This is a genomic window from Afipia sp. DC4300-2b1 (assembly GCF_049895725.1).
Lineage (GTDB): Bacteria > Pseudomonadota > Alphaproteobacteria > Rhizobiales > Xanthobacteraceae > Afipia > Afipia broomeae.
This window is the reverse complement of the sequence record NZ_JAFCSX010000003.1, coordinates 187685-204005: the sequence shown is the minus strand read 5'-3', so window position 1 is coordinate 204005 and position 16321 is coordinate 187685. Positions and strand designations below refer to the sequence as shown.

The following is a 16321-nucleotide window of genomic DNA, read 5'->3' as shown; positions in this document are numbered from 1 at the left end:
TGTTGAGGGATTTGATCCCTTATACAGCTTCTTGCGGTCCGCGAGAGCCGACGCTATACCGGCGCCCATGTCGGAGTGTGGCTCAGCCCGGTAGAGCACTGCGTTCGGGACGCAGGGGTCGCAGGTTCAAATCCTGCCACTCCGACCATAACTCTTAGAAAAATCAGCTATTTTTCCCCTGTGAGGCCCTCAGCGCTGCCTTGGTCGAAGATCGCCCGCGCCGTCAGCGTCCGCTGACCCGGGTCCAGTTTTCGCCGCCGCAGATGGCGCCGACACAACCTTCGACGCGCAAGGTTCTAGGCCCCGTCAACAAGACCTTGCTGTCGTATACCTTGCCGTCATCGCCATTGTAGATGCGACCGGCCCACGTGCCGGGGCCGCTGGGTGTCATTCCGATGAAGAGCTGCACGCCGACCATGGGCCGCGATGCCAAAGCAGGATCGGGATTTTTGTCGTCGGTCTGCGGCTTCCCGGTTGCAGGATCGATTGCCTCGCGCAGCCAGGCGACCTTTCCGCACAGAGCCCGTCCACACTGGGTGACCTGAATCCGGGCGTCGCCCTTTTCCGTAAGCCAAAGACCCAGCGGAGATCCTTCGTCGGCTCTGGCGGCGCTCAAGCCACCCAACAAAAAAACCAGCGCCAAAATGAGATTCAATTTCGAATTCATGACCAACCTGTACTGCTCCGAAGCCCCCGGCGCGGAGCGAACCTATACAGGCCGATCCGTTATTCAAGCCGCGGAACCATTCTGACCGGCGTGTTTTTGGCGATTGTCACATCGCAGACACCATCCGTCAGTTTTCGCGCCGGGCTGCGGCGAACTGTCGTCATTGATGCGTCCGAGATGGCGTAAATCGCGCCATGGATATTGCTTTCACGGCGGTCTTTGGTCCTTATACAGAAGCCTGATTCAGGCTTTTATTATTGCTGCCAGCCGGTTGAGGGCATGCACGAACTTATTCGCGATATTACCTTTTCGATCCTGTTTGCCTGGGTGCTGGGCCTTGCCGGTCATTTTTTCCGGCAACCCCTGATTCTCGCGTATCTGGTCGCCGGATTCGTCATCGGCCCTTACGGCATGGGCTGGGTCAAGTCGCAGGAATCGATCAGCACGATCTCCGAACTCGGCCTGATCTTCATGCTGTTCATGATCGGGCTGGAAATCGATCTGAAGAAGATCATCAGGGCCGGTCGCGTCATCCTGTTCGCCGCCGGCGGTCAGTTGATCGGTGCATGTGTGCTCGGCGTGGCGTTTTTCCTCGCCATTGGTCTGTCACTGGGCGCGGGCAAGTTCGACGCGCTTTACCTGACAGTCGCGTGTGCGCTGTCGAGCACCGTCATCATCGTCAAGGTGCTCTACGAGAAGCGGGAACTGGATACGCTGCCGGGCCGCATCACGCTCGGCGTCCTGGTGCTCCAGGACATTTTCGCGATCCTGTTTCTCGCGGTGCAGCCCAGCCTCGCCGATTTGCAGATCAGTATTGTCCTGCTCTCGATCGGCCGCGTCGGGCTGCTGGTGGCGACCGCGATGATCCTCAGCCGGTTCGTCCTGCCGAAGATCTTTCACCAGATCGCGCGCAGCCCCGAACTGGTCATGCTCGGTGCGCTGGCATGGTGCTTTCTGATCGGCGAAGTCGCCGAACGCCTGCATCTGTCGCGCGAGATGGGATCGCTCGTGGCGGGCGTGTCGCTCTCCACATTCCCCTATGCGCTCGATGTCACGGCGAAGGTCACCACGCTGCGGGATTTCTTCATCACGCTGTTCTTCGTGGCGCTTGGCATGACGATTCCGATTCCGAATTCGTCCACCATCTGGCTGGCGCTGGTCATTGCGGCGTTCACGGTGGTCAGCCGCATCCTCACGACATTCCTGCCGCTCTACTTCATGAAGCAAGGGTTGCGCGCCAGTCTTTTGCCGGCACTCAATCTTGCGCAGATCAGCGAATTCTCGCTCGTGATTATTCAGACCGGTATTGTGGCGGGACACATCACAGCCCAAACATCCAGTGCCGCGTCGTTCGCGTTCGTGATCCTCGCGGTGCTTTCGACCTTTGTGATTATGCGCAGCGACCCGATCACCCGGTGGGCCATCGGTGCGTTGAAAAGAATTGGATTTCGGGATCTCGACCAGGCCCATATCGCCGATGCCGATCACGAGGGCGGACACGGCACGGCGCGGCGCATCGTCATTCTCGGTTTCTTCCGGGCGGCGAGCGCGCTGCTCAGCGAAATCGAGCGCAAGAATGCGTCCCTGCTTGAGCAGATCAGCGTCGTCGACTTCAATCCGAACGTGTTTCGCACGCTCACGGCGCGCGGCATTCATGTCATCTACGGCGACATCAGCAACATCGACACGCTGCTGCATGCCGGTGTCGGCAAGGCCGAGATCATCATTCTCAGCGTGCCGGACTCGCTGCTGAAGGGCGCCAATAACGAGAAGCTGGTCCGCCACGTCCGCTCAATGAATCCCAATGCGAAGATCATTTCGACGGCGGACCTGCTGGCGGACGTGTCCGATATTTATGCAGCGGGCGCGGACTACGTCACCGTGACCCGCCTCACCGATGCAGCGGAACTCTACAGGGTCATTGATGCCGCCGATCAGGGCCTGCTGGAGGAAAAGCGCGCCGAGATGGACGACCTTCTGAGCGAGCGCCGCGAAGTCCTGCCCTGAGGCTTCGGCGGCAGTTCTCCGGAGCGCGTTCCGCCGTGCGGAAGCTTCGCGCGTTTAAAACCGCGAAATCCGTTCCCTCTGGACCTCTTGCCCGGATTTGGCAGGGGCATATCTCTTGTTTGAAGCCGTCAAAGGCCAGTGGATGACGGCCATGTGGACGGGACAGTTGCGCGGGCCCGCGCCCTGCGCCATACGATCTGCACCCCTTTTGAGAGCAAGAGCGCGTTATGGCCCATCCTATCCCTGAAGTTTTGAAGGCGTTTGCCGCGGGTGAAATCGTTGTGGTGACCGACGACGATGACCGCGAAGGCGAGGGCGATCTGATCGTCGCCGCCACGCTTTGCACGGCGGAGAAGATGGCCTTCATCATCCGCCACACCTCGGGCATCGTCTGCGCCCCGATCACGGCCGATAACGCCCGCCGGCTTCGGCTCGATCCGATGGTCGCCCATAACGACTCCAACCACACCACCGCGTTCACGGTGTCGATTGACTACAAGCCCGGCATGACCACCGGCATTTCGGCGGAAGAGCGCACGGTCTGCTGCCGGGCACTCGCCAATCCCAATGCGGGCGCCAGCGATTTCGCGCGCCCCGGCCATATCTTCCCGCTGATCGCGCGCGATGGCGGCGTTCTGCTGCGCTCGGGTCATACCGAAGCGGCGGTCGATCTCTGCAAGTTGTGCGATCTGCCGCCGGTCGGCGTCATCAGCGAACTGATGAACGACGACGGCACGGTGATGAAGGGCGAGCAGGTCGTGAAGTTCGCGGCCCAGCACAACCTCAAGCATGTCACCATCGCTGACATGATCTCGTACCGGCAGGCGCGCGAGAAGCTGATCGAGCGGGTCTCGACCTTCACCGTCGACAGCCCGATCGGGCAATTGGATGGCTATGCGTACCGTTCGCCGTTCGATCCGGTCTATCATGTCGCTTTCGTCTACAAGGGTGTCGGCAACGGCCAGAACGTGCTGGCGCGTTTCCACAAGCCTAACATCGTGAAGGACATCTTCTTCGGGTCGGGCCGGATTCTCGCGGCACTGGAGCACTTCAAGAAGAACGGCAGCGGCGTATTGGTCTATCTGCGCGATGGTGCAGCGGGCGTGCCTGTTGCTCCTATCGCTGACGATCATTCGGCGGAAGCGGACCGTCATCGGCAGTGGCGTGAAGTCGGCGTCGGCGCGCAAATCCTGCGCGATCTCGGCGTAACGTCGATCCGGCATCTCACCTCATCGGCGCACGACTACAAAGGTCTTTCGGGATTTGGCATCGAAATCATCGCCAATGAGCCATTCGAGAGCTAGGTGCTCGCGCGCGGGAACAGGTTTTGAGCTTGCAACCTGACGCCGACGATTTATCGTGATTTCACAGCAGCAGTCTAAAGCTGAAAGGATTTTGTCATGAGTGCCCGCCCGCAGACCAAGGACAAGCCAGCCAAGGCGACATTCCAGTGGGACGATCCGTTCCTGCTCGACGAGCAGTTGACCGAGGACGAGCGCATGATCCGCGACACCGCGCGCGCTTACGCCCAGGACAAGCTGCTGCCGCGCGTCACGCAGGCGTATGCCGAAGAGAAGACCGATCGCGAAATCTTCAACGAGATGGGTGAGCTCGGCCTGATCGGCGTCACGCTGCCGGAAGAATACGGCTGCGCCAATGCGAGCTACGTGGCTTATGGCCTGGTCGCGCGCGAGATCGAGCGGGTCGATTCCGGCTACCGCTCCATGAACAGCGTGCAGTCGTCGCTGGTGATGTATCCGATCTACGCCTATGGCGACGAGACCCAGCGCAAGAAATATCTGCCCAAGCTTGCCACCGGCGAGTGGGTCGGCTGCTTCGGTTTGACCGAACCCGATGCCGGTTCCGATCCCGACGGCATGAAGACCCGGGCCGAGAAGGTCGCGGACGGCTATCGCCTGACCGGCTCGAAGATGTGGATCTCCAACGCGCCGATCGCCGACGTGTTCGTGGTGTGGGCGAAATCCGCTGCGCACGACAATAAGGTCCGCGGCTTCATTCTCGAGAAGGGCATGAAAGGTCTGTCAGCGCCGAAGATCGGCGGCAAGCTGAGCTTGCGCGCCTCGATCACCGGTGAAATCGTGATGGACGGCGTCGTGGTTCCGGAAAGCGCGCTGCTGCCGAACGTTACGGGTCTGGCAGGTCCGTTCGGTTGCCTCAACCGCGCCCGCTACGGCATTTCGTGGGGTGCCATGGGCGCTGCGGAAGACTGCTTCCAGCGCGCGCGGCAGTACACGCTCGACCGCAAGCAGTTCGGCCGGCCGCTCGCGGCGACGCAGCTTGTGCAGAAGAAGCTTGCCGACATGGAAACTGAAATCGCGCTCGGCCTTCAGGGTTCGCTGCGGGTCGGCCGCCTGATGGATGAAGGCAAGATGGCGCCCGAGATGATCTCGATCATGAAGCGCAACAACTGCGGCAAGGCGCTCGACATCGCCCGCGTTGCCCGTGACATGCATGGCGGCAACGGCATCTCGAGCGAATACCATGTGATGCGTCACGCGCAGAACCTCGAGACCGTGAACACCTACGAGGGCACCCACGACGTTCACGCCCTCATTCTCGGCCGCGCCATCACCGGCATTCAGGCGTTTTCGTAACGCCTTGCCAGGCGAGGGCTGAACTTGAGCGATAACGAAGACATTCCGTTCAATCGGGATTTCCCGCTTGCGCCCGGCGTCGTGGACGAGGTCGTCCCCGGCGTGCGGCGGGTGTTGTGCAACAATCCGAGCCCGTTCACGTTCACCGGAACGGTGAGCTACATCGTCGGCAAGGGCAACGTCGCCATCATCGATCCCGGCCCCGCCGATGAAGCCCACATCCAGGCGTTGCTCGACGCGGTGCGCGGCGAGACCGTGACTCATATTTTTCTTACCCATACCCACAAGGATCATTCGCCGGGCACACCGCGCCTCAAGGCCGCGACGGGCGCGACGGTTTATGCCGAAGGGCCGCATCGTGCTTCGCGTCCGCGTTATGGCAGCGAACTTGCGCCGACCGAATCCGGCGCGGATTATGAGTTTCGCCCCGATGTGATCCTGAAGGACGGAGAGAGAGTCACCGGTGACGGCTGGCAGCTTGAGGCTGTTGCCACGCCGGGACACACGGCCAACCACATGGCTTTCGCGTGGGCCGAGCGCAAACTGATGTTTGTCGGCGATCACGTCATGGGCTGGTCGACCTCGATCGTCGCGCCGCCCGACGGATCCATGGTCGATTACATGGCCTCGCTCGAACGGCTGACCCGCCGCGGCGAGCAGCTCTATTTCTCCGGCCACGGCCCGGAAATCCCCGACGCGGTACGGTATGTGAAGTTTCTGATCCGCCACCGCAAGGCGCGTGAAGACTCGATCCTGTATCGGCTGGCCAAGGGCGAAGCGGATATCCCGACCATTGTTCGCGCGAGCTATATCGGTATCGATCCGCGGCTGATCGGCGCGGCGGGTTATTCGGTGCTGGCGCACCTTGAGGATCTGGTTGCGCGCAATGTGGTTGCGACTGACGGTGATCCCACCATCGACGGCACCTATCGCTTGGTCGCGCCCTTGGCTTGAGGCTTGGCCGGCGTGATCAGCTTCTTTACCGGTTGGGCGGTGTCGACGGCATCATTCAATTCTTCTGCGAACTTGGTGATGCGTGCCGCGTTGGAGCCGAGATCGTGCTCGAAATAGCGCGATGATGAGCGCATATCGACGCGGGCACTGTCGCCATCCGGTGTGATGCGGATCGCGACATCCTCGCGGAAACCCATGATCGGCGTGCGCGCCACCGCCTCGATCCGGCCGATCCGCTGGGGCGGCAGTGGCGGGCGTTCGTCTATGATCAGCCACTTGTGCCGGTTCACCAGGCGCAGGGCCATCTCGTAAGCCTTCTGGGCCGGGACATCGATGCTGATAGGCTCGACATCGGGGTAGGCGGTACGCTGCTGTTCGGCTGAATAGAGGCCTGCATAGACGGCGGGGTTCGCGCCATCGCCGGCGCGCAGCCGCGCCAGTGCCTCGAACCGGGGCGGATCGATCGGATCGGTGGTGATGTCGTGAATCGCAGGCAGCGTTCGGTACTGGAATGCGAGATAGGCCGGGTAGGCGAGGATCGCGGCGTCGATCAGAAAAGCCAGCAGAATGCGGCTCATGCCGCGCGAGCCGTTCTGCCAGATCGCCGCGAAGGCGGCGAGACCAACCAGGATTGAGAGGCCAGCACAGGCGAGCGCGCCGAAAAGGGTCGTTAGCGCCGGTTTGAAATCGAGGACACCGAACCTGACGATAACCACAGCAACGACCGATGCGAGCAGCGAAAACACCGCGAGGCGCCGCGACCACGACGCGAGGGCGGAGATCGGCTCCATCTGGTAAGCGGCGGCAATCCGGCGGGCCATGCCTCGAATCCGTATATGCGTGGTCTGAAAGGGTGCGCCGGTGACCTAGCCCATTTTGAGGGCTGGTGGGAAGCAGGTTTGGGAACCGGGTACGAAAATGCCCGGCACGAGGCCGGGCATTTGGAACCTTTCGATATCCGGCGATCAGGCCGCCGCCGTCGGGAATTGGTAGTCCTTGAACTGATCCCGAAGCGCGGTCTTCAGAATCTTGCCGGTGGCGGTGTGCGGAATGGCGTCCACGAACTGAACGTCGTCCGGCATCCACCATTTGGCGATCTTGCCGTCCATGTATTGCAGGATCTCCTCGCGGTTCGCCTTCTGCTCCGGCTTAAGCTGCACGATCAAAAGGGGACGCTCGTCCCACTTCGGATGATGCACGCCGATGACCGCAGCCTCCAGCACCTTTGGATGGCCGACCGCGAGGTTTTCGAGATCGATCGACGAAATCCATTCACCGCCCGACTTGATCACGTCCTTGGAGCGGTCGGTGATCCGCATATAACCGTGGCCGTCGATGGTCGCGACGTCGCCGGTGTCGAAGAAGCCCCTGTCGTCGAGGATATTTGTCTCGACACGGTAGTAGCCTTTCGAAACCGCCGGCCCGCTTACCTTTAGGCGGCCGAAGGTCTTGCCGTCCCACGGCAGTTCCTTGCCGGCGTCGTCGGTGATTTTCATCTGGACGCCGAACGGCGGATAACCTTGCGTCTGCAGGATATCGAGCCGGGCCTCGCCCGTCAGGTTTTCGAACGGAGGCTTGAGGGCGCCCACGGTGCCGATCGGGCTCATCTCGGTCATGCCCCAGGCGTGACGGACTTCGCATCCCATATCGACGAACGCCTTGATCATGGAGCGCGGCATCGCCGATCCGCCGCAGATCACGACCTTGAGGTCGGGCAGGGTCTTCTTTTCCGCGGCCATGTATTGCAGCAGCATCAGCCAGACCGTGGGCACGCCGGCGGTATAGGTCACCTTCTCGGTGGAAAGCAGTTCATAGACCGACGCGCGTCGAGCTTGGCGCCCGGCATCACCAGCTTGGTGCCCATGGTGGGTGCGGAGAATGCGATGCCCCAGCTGTTGGCGTGGAACAGCGGCACCACCGGCAACATGGTGTCGCTGGCGCGGGTGCCGAGCGCGTCCGTGTTGTTTGCCATCAGGGCGTGTAGAACGTTCGAGCGGTGCGAATAGAGCACCCCCTTCGGATCGCCCGTGGTGCCTGAAGTGTAGCACATCGCGGCTGCGGTGTTCTCGTCGAACTCCTTCCACTGAAAATTGCCATCGACCTCGGCGATCCACTCTTCATAGGAGATCGCATTCTTCAGCGTGGTCTGCGGCATATGAGCCTTGTCGGTGAACACGATGAAGCGTTCAACGGAAGGCATCTTGTCGGCGATCTTTTCCAGCAGCGGAACGAAAGTCAGGTCCGTCATCATGATGCGGTCTTGCGCATGATTGACGATCCAGACGATCTGGTCAGGGAACAGCCGTGGATTGACGGTATGGCAAATGGCGCCAATGCCCATGATGCCGTACCATGCTTCGAGATGACGCCAGGTGTTCCATGCAATGGTGGCGACGCGGTCCCCGATCTTGATGCCGTGCTTGTCGAGCTGCTGGCCGACCTTCAGCGCGCGGGCACGAATTTCAGCGTAGTTGGTGCGATGAATAGGCCCTTCGACCGATCGCGTCACGACTTCCTGCTTGCCATGAATCGCCGCCGCGTGATCGATAATCCGATGACACAACAAGGGCCAATTTTGCATCAATCCAAGCATTCGGTATTCCCTCCTCAAGACATTCTTTTTGTTGGTGTGATCGTTGCTCCCCGAAGGGATTGGAATGAACTTTAGCGCGGACCACGCGGCCCGCAAATGGCCTTGTAACTGGCATGCCACGGGTCGGCTGCCGGTGCTCTTTTTTTTGGCGTTGGCGGCGGTCCTTACATGTGCTGCGTCGATGGAGGCAAGTGCCAATGTGCCGCTGCCGCGGCCACGGCCTGCTGACGCGCCCACTGCGGCCGAGCCGGAAGGGGGGCCGCCCGATCAGGCGCCGCCCGTGCAAGAGCCAGCGGAGGCCAGGCCTCCCGAGCTTTCGGCGTGCAGGAAGGCGCTGACCGAAGATATCGCAATCGCGCCCTCGATCCCGCCCATCAAGGGGCCCGGCGGATGCGGCGGCGAGGACCTGGTGCGCCTTGAGGCGATCGTGTTGTCGCCGACCCAGCGGGTGGCGCTGAAGCCTGCGGCGATCCTCCGCTGCACCATGGCCGCTGCGGTGGCCGACTGGATTCGCACCGACATGGCGCCGCTGGCGGCGAAGCTCGGCACCACCATCAGTGAACTGGATAATTTCGATTCGTTTGAATGCCGTGGCCGCAATCGCGTCCGCGGAGCAAAACTCTCCGAACACGGGCTTGCCAACGCGCTCGACGTGAGGGGCATGACGTTTGCGAACGGCAATAAGCTGTCGTTGACCGATCGCACGGCGTCACGCGAGATCCGCGAGAAGGTGCTGGCCTCGGTCTGCACGCGCTTTACCACGGTGCTTGGACCAAGCTCGGACTGGTACCACGAGGACCATATTCATCTCGACCTCGCGCAGCGGCGCGGCAACTACAAACTTTGCCAGTGGGGCGTCCACGATCCGCTGCCGGCAGTCGCGCCGCTCCTCCCGGCCGAGCGGCCCGAGGAAGCTCCGCCGCGTCCGACTGCGGAAGAGAAGGCCGCATCCGGGAATCCATCCGAGGCCGCTTCAGAGGACGATGACGGCAAGCCGGCGGCGCCTGCGAAGCCGCGTGGCAAGTTGTCCCGGCGGAGCGGCACTCAATAAAAAAGCGCCGGACTGACCGGCGCTTTTGATCTGGTTCGGTTCAGCGAAGCTTAGAACGGACCCGTTCCGCCGCCGGCGCCTTGCAGCGCCATCTTCGAGTTGTAGGGTGAGTCACCCTGCTTCGGATCGAGCACCACCACGACCGTGCCCTGCTTGGCGCGGCTGTAAAGATCGATCACGTCCTCGTTGGTCATGCGGATGCAGCCTGAGGAAATCGACGCGCCGATATATTCCGGCTGGTTGGTGCCGTGAATGCGGAACAGCGTGTCGCGATTGCCCTGATAAAGATACAGCGCACGCGCGCCGAGCGGATTGTCCGGGCCGCCGGGGACCGACTGCGGCAGACCTTCGATGCGCTTGTGAATGTCCGCTGTGGGGGTCCACTTCGGCCATTCCTGCATGTTTCCGACGCGAGCGATGCCGGAGAACGCGAGCGCCTCTTCTCCGACGGTGATGCCGTAGCGGATCGCCTTGCCGCCCTCCAGCACGTAGTAGAGATAGTGGTTGTCGGAATCCACCACGATGGAGCCCGGCGATTCCTTGCGATGATAGTTGACGATCGCGCGCCGGAACGGCGCCGCCACTTCCACCTTCTCATAGCGCGCCTTGGCCAGAAGCTCCTTGTCGCGCGGCTTGAGGGTAGCTTCCGGTGATTTCTCGTAAGTGGCCGACGTCGCCTGCATGCAGCCGGCGAGCGAAAGACCTGCGAGAAGAACGATAATTTTTGAGCCGAACGAGGACATTCCGAAGTTCCAAAAGAGGGCGCGGGGTGTGTCTTCACGCCAAATCTAGCCGGAAGAAGCTTCCGATTTCGTTACCCTTATTTGCGCCGAAACGCGCCGATTTTCCAGCGCTTCCAGGACGGTTTTGCCATGCAGCACGCCACCTGTGGCATTTGCGCCTCAGGAGAAGGGGCGATTAAACCGGAGGGTGCTTAAAGGCCCGGCAAAGGCCCGGATTTCGGGCCAATCAGGCCAATCAGGACGTCCGGGAGGACGTCATTCTGCAGTCGTCCCGGCGAATCGATCTCCTTTTTGGATGTTGCTCCGGTTAGGAAAATGATCACGTCCTCGTTATTCATCGCCGGGGAATCGATGCGGCAGCCGCCGGTCGGATTCGTCCGTCTCCCATCGGATCGACCGGACCGGCCTGACGTCGATCGCTCCGGCTGCCTCGTCCCGCATGACAATTGTATGTCTCGTCGCCGTTCGTGCAGGAATCGGAGAGATTGCGCTTTGAGAGCAGATAGACGACACGTTGTTCGCGAAAGAGAGATTCTAGGAGTCGCCTATGTTGTCGGTCTTCGTTCCCACTGCATCTTCGTTGAAGAAATTCGACAACGTCGAGGCCGACGCGCTGCCGCCGAACGCGATCTGGATCGATATGAAGTCGCCATCTCCTGGCGAAGACAAGGCGGTCGAAAAACTGGTCGGGATCGAAATCCCGACCCGCGAAGACATGCAGGAGATCGAGATTTCCAGCCGCCTCTATGTTGAGAACGGCGCGCGCTACATGACCGCAACGCTGATGTGCGCGGCGGATTCGCAGGCACCGCGGACAACGCCGGTGACGTTCATCCTGACCGATCACCGCCTCGTCACTGTGCGTTACGACGAGCCAAAGCCTTTCGCGCTGATTGCGGCGAAGCTCGCGCGGAGCTGTTCGCCGAGCATTACCGGCGATGGCGTTCTTCTCGAATTGCTTGATGGTGTCATCGATCGCTGCGCCGACATTCTGGAGCGGGCCGGCGCGGATGTGGATGCGGTTTCTTCGCAGATTTTCGAACCTTCCGCCGAGCGCGGCCACGCGCGCACCTATTCGCAGATCCTTCTGACCATCGGCAAGAAGGGCGACCTGACCTCGAAGGTTCGCGAGAGCCTTGTCTCAATCGGCAGGCTGATCTCTTTCGTCACTGTCGAAACCGATGCCGGACGCTGGAGCAAGGAGCAGAAGGCGCAATTCAAGACCTTGCAGCGCGACGTGTCATCACTGACGGATCACGCTTCCTATCTGTCGAACAAGATCACGTTCGTGCTCGACGCCATGCTCGGTGTTGTCAATCTCGAGCAGAACAACATCATCAAGCTGTTCTCGGTGATGGCGGTGGTGCTGATGCCGCCGACGCTGATCGCCTCGATCTATGGCATGAATTTCAAGATGATGCCGGAACTGGAGCAGCCTTGGGGTTATCCGTCGGCGCTGATCGCAATGCTTGTCGCGGCGATCGGGCCGTATCTGTTCTTCAAGTGGAAGCGGTGGCTGTAATTCCGGCCACGTAGCTATTTTGCAAGCTTCGCAATCGCCGCCTTGATTGGCCGCGCGGCGCTGTCGTAGTCGGCCCATGCCTTGGTCTTCGCGAGCAGCGCCGGCACGGTGCGCAACGTATACCTCATCGGATCGAGATCGCTGCGCACCTGCGCCCATGTCATCGGCATCGACACCGGTGCGCCATCGCGGGCGCGCGGGGACAGTGGCGCCACTGCCGTCGATGTCCGGTCGTTGCGCAGATAGTCGAGGAAGATTTTGCCCTCGCGCTGCTTCTTAGACATGTTGAGCAGATAGTGTTCGGGGCTGTCCGCTGCCATCTGCTGGCAGACGGTCTGCGCGAACGCCTTGGCGGTTTTCCAGTCGACTTTGTCCTTCTTCGCATCCTTCAGCGGAGTGACGACATGCAACCCCTTGCCGCCGGTGGTTTTGCAGAAGCTTTCCAGCCCGAGATCCGTCAATCGCTCGCGCATCTCGCGCGCCGCGTCGACCACGGCGGAAAACGCGACATCGGGCGATGGATCGAGATCGAACACCAGCCGTCCGGGCACATCGGGCTCGTCCGGCGCGCAGTTCCAGGGATGCAGTTCGAGTCCGCCGATCTGTGCCACCGCGACCAGTCCCTCGACGCGATCAATCTGCACATACGGCTTCTTGTCACCGGAGACCTTCACCAGATCGAGCAATTTCGACATGCCGCTCATGGCGTGACGTTGAAAGAAAGTCTCGCCGCCGATTCCGTCGGGGGCCCTGATGATGGAGCAGGGCCGGCCCTTGATATGCGCGATCAGCCAGTCGCCGACCTGCTCCATGTAGTGAGCGAGATCGAGTTTGGTGACGGGCTCGCCATCGCCGCCATCTGGCCACATCGCCTTGTCGGGATTGGAGATCGTCACGCCCATGACGATGTTGTCGCCACCGCGCGAGGCGGCGCCGTGTGGGGAAGGAGTCTTGCCGTTCGTCTTCGCGGACAGTGTCGCGACATGAGTCCTGGCGGGCTTGTCTGCGGTTACCTCGCTTGCCGATTTGTCCTTACGCAATCCCTTGAACGCAGCCTGCCGGACCATATTGTCCCCGGTCCAGCCGGCGAACTCGATTTCGGCCACGAGCTCCGGTTTCAGCCAGTGCATGTCCGATGTCTTTTTTGGCGCGCCTTCGCCGCCGAAAGGACTCTTCGCCGCTGCGTTGGCCTTCAGTTCAGGCATGATCTGCTTGACCGTCGCCTGTCCGTAGCCTGTTCCGACGACGCCGACATAGGCGAGGTGACCGTTGCGCGGCACGCCGACCATCAGCGAGCGGAATTTGCCGCCGTTGCTCTTCCATCCGCCGATCACAACCTCATGTCCGGCGCGGACCTTCGCCTTGGTCCAGCTATCCGAGCGTCCCGAACGATAGGGTGCGGTGACCTTCTTCGACACGATGCCCTCGAGCGACAACGCGCGCGCGGATTCCATGATGGCGTTGCCGTTGGACTCGAAATGCTCGACGTAACGGATGGTTCCTTCATGGCGCTTTCTCTTGCCGTCGAGCAGAAGCTTGAGCCGTTTCTTTCGCTCTGGCAGTGGAAGCGGCCGCAAATCTTCACCTTCCGCGAACAGGAGGTCGAACGCGAAGAAGATCAAATCGTCGGTCTTTTCGTCCGACAGCGCTGCCTGCAAGGAGGCAAAACTCGGATGGCCCTCGGAATCCAGCGCAACGACCTCGCCATCGATGATGGCATCAGGAAGCTTCGCTGCCTGTTTGGCGATCGCCGAGAATTTTCCGGTCCAGTCGAGACCTTTGCGCGTACTCAACGTGACGTCGCCGTTCTCGATCCGCATCTGTACCCGATACCCGTCGAACTTGATCTCGTGCACCCAGTTCCTGCCGGAGGGCGGGTTCTCGACGGATGCACACAACTGCGGCTCGACGAAATCAGGCAGCTTCGTCACGCGCTTTACGGCGGCTCTTGATTCTGCGTGTTTGGCGACGGGCTTTTCCTTTGCGGCCGAGGTCTTGGCGTGGCCCTTCTTGCTGCGCTCGTCAGCCGCGAGACCCTTGTTCGAATCCCATACGGCATCTGCCCCCGCGCCCTTCGATTTACCTGTCATGAATGGCGTCGGCGCGGGGCCCTTGCCCGCCGCGATCTCTGCCATCGTGCGGCCTGATGCGACGGACGTGTCGTCGTCGAGAATGTTGTTCGCCTTGCCTTCGCGAACGTATTCGTCCCGGTGCTTGATCAACAGCCAGTTGGTGCGTTTGCCGCCGTTGCGGTCGTGCTTCATCCGCACCAGCACCCACTCGCCGTGGAGCTTGCCACCTTCCAGTGCGAACTTGAGGTCGCCTTTCTTGAAACCATGCTCGGGATCGTCCGACAGCCAGTAACCGCGATCCCAAATCATTACGGTGCCGCCGCCATACTGCCCCTTGGGAATGGTGCCTTCGAAATCGCCATAGTCGAGCGGATGATCTTCCACTTCGACGGCCAGGCGCTTGTCTTTCGGGTCGAGGGACGGGCCCCGGGTTACCGCCCATGACTTGAACACGCCGCCAAACTCCAGCCGCAAGTCGTAGTGCAGCCGCGTCGCATCGTGCTTTTGAATGACAAAACGTCGCGCCTTGGCCGGCGCCACAGGAGTACGGCCGCTCGGCTCTGCCGTCTTGGTGAAATCACGTTTTGTTCGGTAAACCTTAAGTTTCTTTTGGGCCACGGCGAGGCATTCCCAACGGTGCAATAAACGCGGAACAATTGTATCATGCGCCATCAGGCGGGAGTTCAGGAACCAAAACCTGCGGCTCCTGTTGGGGTTCCGTCCCGGGTATGCGTTTGAGTTGGAGGTCGCCGATGTTGCCGCGTGCGTACTGGAAGGGTTCGCTGAAGCTGTCGCTGGTCACTTGCCCCGTGGCGCTCTATCCCGCCTCGACCACGGTCGAACGAACCCGGTTTCACATGATCAATACCGAGACAGGAAACCGGCTGAAGCAGCAGATGGTCGATTCCGAGACCGGTGAAGTGGTCGAGAAGGAACAGAAGGGCCGCGGCTACGAAGTCAGCAAGGGCGAGTACGTCCAGATCGAGAAGGAAGAGCTGGAAGCTGTTCAGCTCGAGAGCAACCACACCATCGACATCGACAACTTCGTTCCGCGCGACGAGATCGACCGCAGATATCTGGACAGTCCCTATTACATGGTTCCGGACGGCAATGCCGGCCTCGACGCCTTTGCGGTGATCCGCGATGCGATGAAGGATCAGGATCGCGTGGCGCTCGCGCGCGTCGTTCTGTCAAATCGCGAACGTATCGTGGCGATCGAGCCCCTCGGCAAGGGTCTGCTCGCCACCACGCTGCGATATGCGTACGAAGTTCGAAACGAGGAAGATTTCTTCGCCGACATCAAGACACCGAAAATCTCGAAGGATATGGTCGAACTCGCTTCGCATATTCTCGACAGCAAGGCGGCGAATTTCGACGCCTCAAAGTTCGAGGACGAATACGAAAACGCGCTGAAGGCCTTGGTCAAACAGAAGGCTTCGGGCAAGACCATCAAGTCTGTCGAGAAGCCCGCGAAGGCCGACAACGTCATCAGCCTGATGGATGCGCTGAAGCAGAGCCTGAAGGGCAAGGCGCCTGCACAGCGTCCGGCACGCGCATCCCGTACCGAGCCCCGGACTGCAAAGAAAGCAGGCCGCTCGACTGCGCGGCAAAGGAAGGCCGGTTAAGTTTACGCCGCCTGCGCGGCAAGCAGCTTTTCGCGCAGCGCCTTGATATCGTCGGTCAGTTTCATCACCTCGGGAATTGTGAGGTTGGTCGAGCAGCCGATCGCTCGCGGAATCTCGATTGCCTTCTGCTTCAGCTCTGCGCCCTTCGGCGTCAGTTGGATCCGTACAACCCGTTCGTCGTCCTGATCGCGGGTCCGGCGCACCATGCCTGCCGTTTCAAGCCGCTTGAGCAGCGGAGTGAGCGTGCTCGATTCCAGCAGGAGCTTCTCGCCGATCTCGCCGACCGTTCTGCCGTCTTTTTCCCAGAGCACCGCCATCACCAGATACTGCGGATAGGTCAGTCCCAGCGGGTCAAGCAGGGGCTTGTACAGCCGTGTGAAAGCATGCCCTGCCGAATACAGGGCGAAGCAGACGAAATTATCGATCTTCAGCAGATCGTCCGCAGTTGGTCGGGCGGCCATGACCTGTCCTC

At 61.0% G+C, this 16321-nt stretch carries 12 protein-coding genes, 1 tRNA gene and 1 pseudogene; 8 read left to right on the top strand and 6 right to left on the bottom strand.

Features of this window, described 5'->3' with window-relative positions; translation table 11 throughout:
* Window positions 1–71: 71 nt before the first annotated feature.
* Window positions 72–148: transfer RNA gene (locus ACP7AL_RS13375), tRNA-Pro, on the top strand.
* 75 nt (window positions 149–223) lie between these two features.
* Here ACP7AL_RS13375 and ACP7AL_RS13370 read toward each other — a convergent pair.
* Window positions 224–667: a DUF2147 domain-containing protein gene (locus ACP7AL_RS13370; RefSeq protein WP_425992007.1), complete on the bottom strand. Its 444-nt coding sequence runs from the start codon at window positions 665–667 to the stop codon at window positions 224–226.
* Window positions 668–946: 279 nt separating this feature from the next.
* Here ACP7AL_RS13370 and ACP7AL_RS13365 point away from each other — a divergent pair, with 279 nt between their 5' ends.
* The 4 genes from ACP7AL_RS13365 to ACP7AL_RS13350 all read left to right on the top strand — a co-directional run bounded on the left by ACP7AL_RS13365 (window position 947) and on the right by ACP7AL_RS13350 (window position 6243).
* Window positions 947–2674 (top strand): cation:proton antiporter, encoded by a 1728-nt coding sequence (locus tag ACP7AL_RS13365; protein ID WP_024921895.1) that lies wholly within the window; start codon window positions 947–949, stop codon window positions 2672–2674.
* A 227-nt stretch (window positions 2675–2901) separates the two neighbouring features.
* Window positions 2902–3978, top strand: a complete 1077-nt coding sequence (ribB, locus tag ACP7AL_RS13360; RefSeq protein ID WP_006019074.1) for a 3,4-dihydroxy-2-butanone-4-phosphate synthase — start codon at window positions 2902–2904, stop codon at window positions 3976–3978.
* 96 nt (window positions 3979–4074) lie between these two features.
* Window positions 4075–5289: an acyl-CoA dehydrogenase gene (locus ACP7AL_RS13355; RefSeq protein WP_006019075.1), complete on the top strand. Its 1215-nt coding sequence runs from the start codon at window positions 4075–4077 to the stop codon at window positions 5287–5289.
* 24 nt (window positions 5290–5313) lie between these two features.
* Window positions 5314–6243, top strand: coding sequence for an MBL fold metallo-hydrolase (locus tag ACP7AL_RS13350; RefSeq protein ID WP_425992003.1), 930 nt, complete (start codon window positions 5314–5316; stop codon window positions 6241–6243).
* Here the strand turns inward: ACP7AL_RS13350 and ACP7AL_RS13345 are convergent.
* Both ACP7AL_RS13345 and ACP7AL_RS13340 read right to left on the bottom strand, forming a co-directional pair.
* A complete protein-coding gene (locus ACP7AL_RS13345) occupies window positions 6216–7064 on the bottom strand; it encodes a DUF1499 domain-containing protein (protein WP_006019077.1) in 849 nt (282 codons plus the stop codon). The genes ACP7AL_RS13350 and ACP7AL_RS13345 overlap by 28 nt on opposite strands.
* Before the next feature lie 144 nt (window positions 7065–7208).
* Window positions 7209–8836, bottom strand: a pseudogene (locus ACP7AL_RS13340) (fatty-acid--CoA ligase).
* 64 nt (window positions 8837–8900) lie between these two features.
* On the opposite strand from ACP7AL_RS13340, the gene ACP7AL_RS13335 reads away from it, so the two are divergent.
* Window positions 8901–9887 (top strand): extensin family protein, encoded by a 987-nt coding sequence (locus ACP7AL_RS13335; RefSeq protein ID WP_425992001.1) that lies wholly within the window; start codon window positions 8901–8903, stop codon window positions 9885–9887.
* 50 nt (window positions 9888–9937) lie between these two features.
* On the opposite strand, the gene ACP7AL_RS13330 is transcribed toward ACP7AL_RS13335, so the two are convergent.
* Window positions 9938–10630: a L,D-transpeptidase gene (locus ACP7AL_RS13330; RefSeq protein ID WP_006019080.1), complete on the bottom strand. Its 693-nt coding sequence runs from the start codon at window positions 10628–10630 to the stop codon at window positions 9938–9940.
* A gap of 547 nt (window positions 10631–11177) precedes the next feature.
* Here ACP7AL_RS13330 and ACP7AL_RS13325 point away from each other — a divergent pair.
* Window positions 11178–12152 (top strand): magnesium transporter CorA family protein, encoded by a 975-nt coding sequence (locus ACP7AL_RS13325; RefSeq protein WP_425991999.1) that lies wholly within the window; start codon window positions 11178–11180, stop codon window positions 12150–12152.
* Window positions 12153–12166: 14 nt separating this feature from the next.
* Here the strand turns inward: ACP7AL_RS13325 and ligD are convergent, their stop codons facing one another.
* Window positions 12167–14842, bottom strand: a complete 2676-nt coding sequence (ligD, locus tag ACP7AL_RS13320; protein WP_425991997.1) for a DNA ligase D — start codon at window positions 14840–14842, stop codon at window positions 12167–12169.
* A gap of 134 nt (window positions 14843–14976) precedes the next feature.
* Between ligD and ACP7AL_RS13315 the strand changes: the two genes are divergently transcribed.
* The gene (locus tag ACP7AL_RS13315) at window positions 14977–15849 is read left to right on the top strand and encodes a Ku protein (protein ID WP_006019083.1); all 873 of its coding nucleotides are present in this window, start codon (window positions 14977–14979) and stop codon (window positions 15847–15849) included.
* Between the two features lie 2 nt (window positions 15850–15851).
* Here ACP7AL_RS13315 and ACP7AL_RS13310 read toward each other — a convergent pair whose 3' ends face one another.
* Window positions 15852–16310 (bottom strand): MarR family winged helix-turn-helix transcriptional regulator, encoded by a 459-nt coding sequence (locus tag ACP7AL_RS13310; protein ID WP_425991994.1) that lies wholly within the window; start codon window positions 16308–16310, stop codon window positions 15852–15854.
* Between the last annotated feature and the right edge of the window lie 11 nt (window positions 16311–16321).

What these genes read in the sequence shown, in the direction of transcription:
- ACP7AL_RS13370 (WP_425992007.1), bottom strand. Translation starts at nt 667, where the DNA reads ATGAATTCGAAATTGAATCTCATTTTGGCGCTGGTTTTTTTGTTGGGT.
- ACP7AL_RS13330 (WP_006019080.1), bottom strand. Translation starts at nt 10,630, where the DNA reads ATGTCCTCGTTCGGCTCAAAAATTATCGTTCTTCTCGCAGGTCTTTCG.
- ACP7AL_RS13365 (WP_024921895.1), top strand. Translation starts at nt 947, where the DNA reads ATGCACGAACTTATTCGCGATATTACCTTTTCGATCCTGTTTGCCTGG.
- ACP7AL_RS13355 (WP_006019075.1), top strand. Translation starts at nt 4,075, where the DNA reads ATGAGTGCCCGCCCGCAGACCAAGGACAAGCCAGCCAAGGCGACATTC.
- ACP7AL_RS13345 (WP_006019077.1), bottom strand. Translation starts at nt 7,064, where the DNA reads ATGGCCCGCCGGATTGCCGCCGCTTACCAGATGGAGCCGATCTCCGCC.
- ACP7AL_RS13310 (WP_425991994.1), bottom strand. Translation starts at nt 16,310, where the DNA reads ATGGCCGCCCGACCAACTGCGGACGATCTGCTGAAGATCGATAATTTC.
- ribB (WP_006019074.1), top strand. Translation starts at nt 2,902, where the DNA reads ATGGCCCATCCTATCCCTGAAGTTTTGAAGGCGTTTGCCGCGGGTGAA.
- ACP7AL_RS13325 (WP_425991999.1), top strand. Translation starts at nt 11,178, where the DNA reads ATGTTGTCGGTCTTCGTTCCCACTGCATCTTCGTTGAAGAAATTCGAC.
- ACP7AL_RS13335 (WP_425992001.1), top strand. Translation starts at nt 8,901, where the DNA reads ATGAACTTTAGCGCGGACCACGCGGCCCGCAAATGGCCTTGTAACTGG.
- ACP7AL_RS13315 (WP_006019083.1), top strand. Translation starts at nt 14,977, where the DNA reads ATGTTGCCGCGTGCGTACTGGAAGGGTTCGCTGAAGCTGTCGCTGGTC.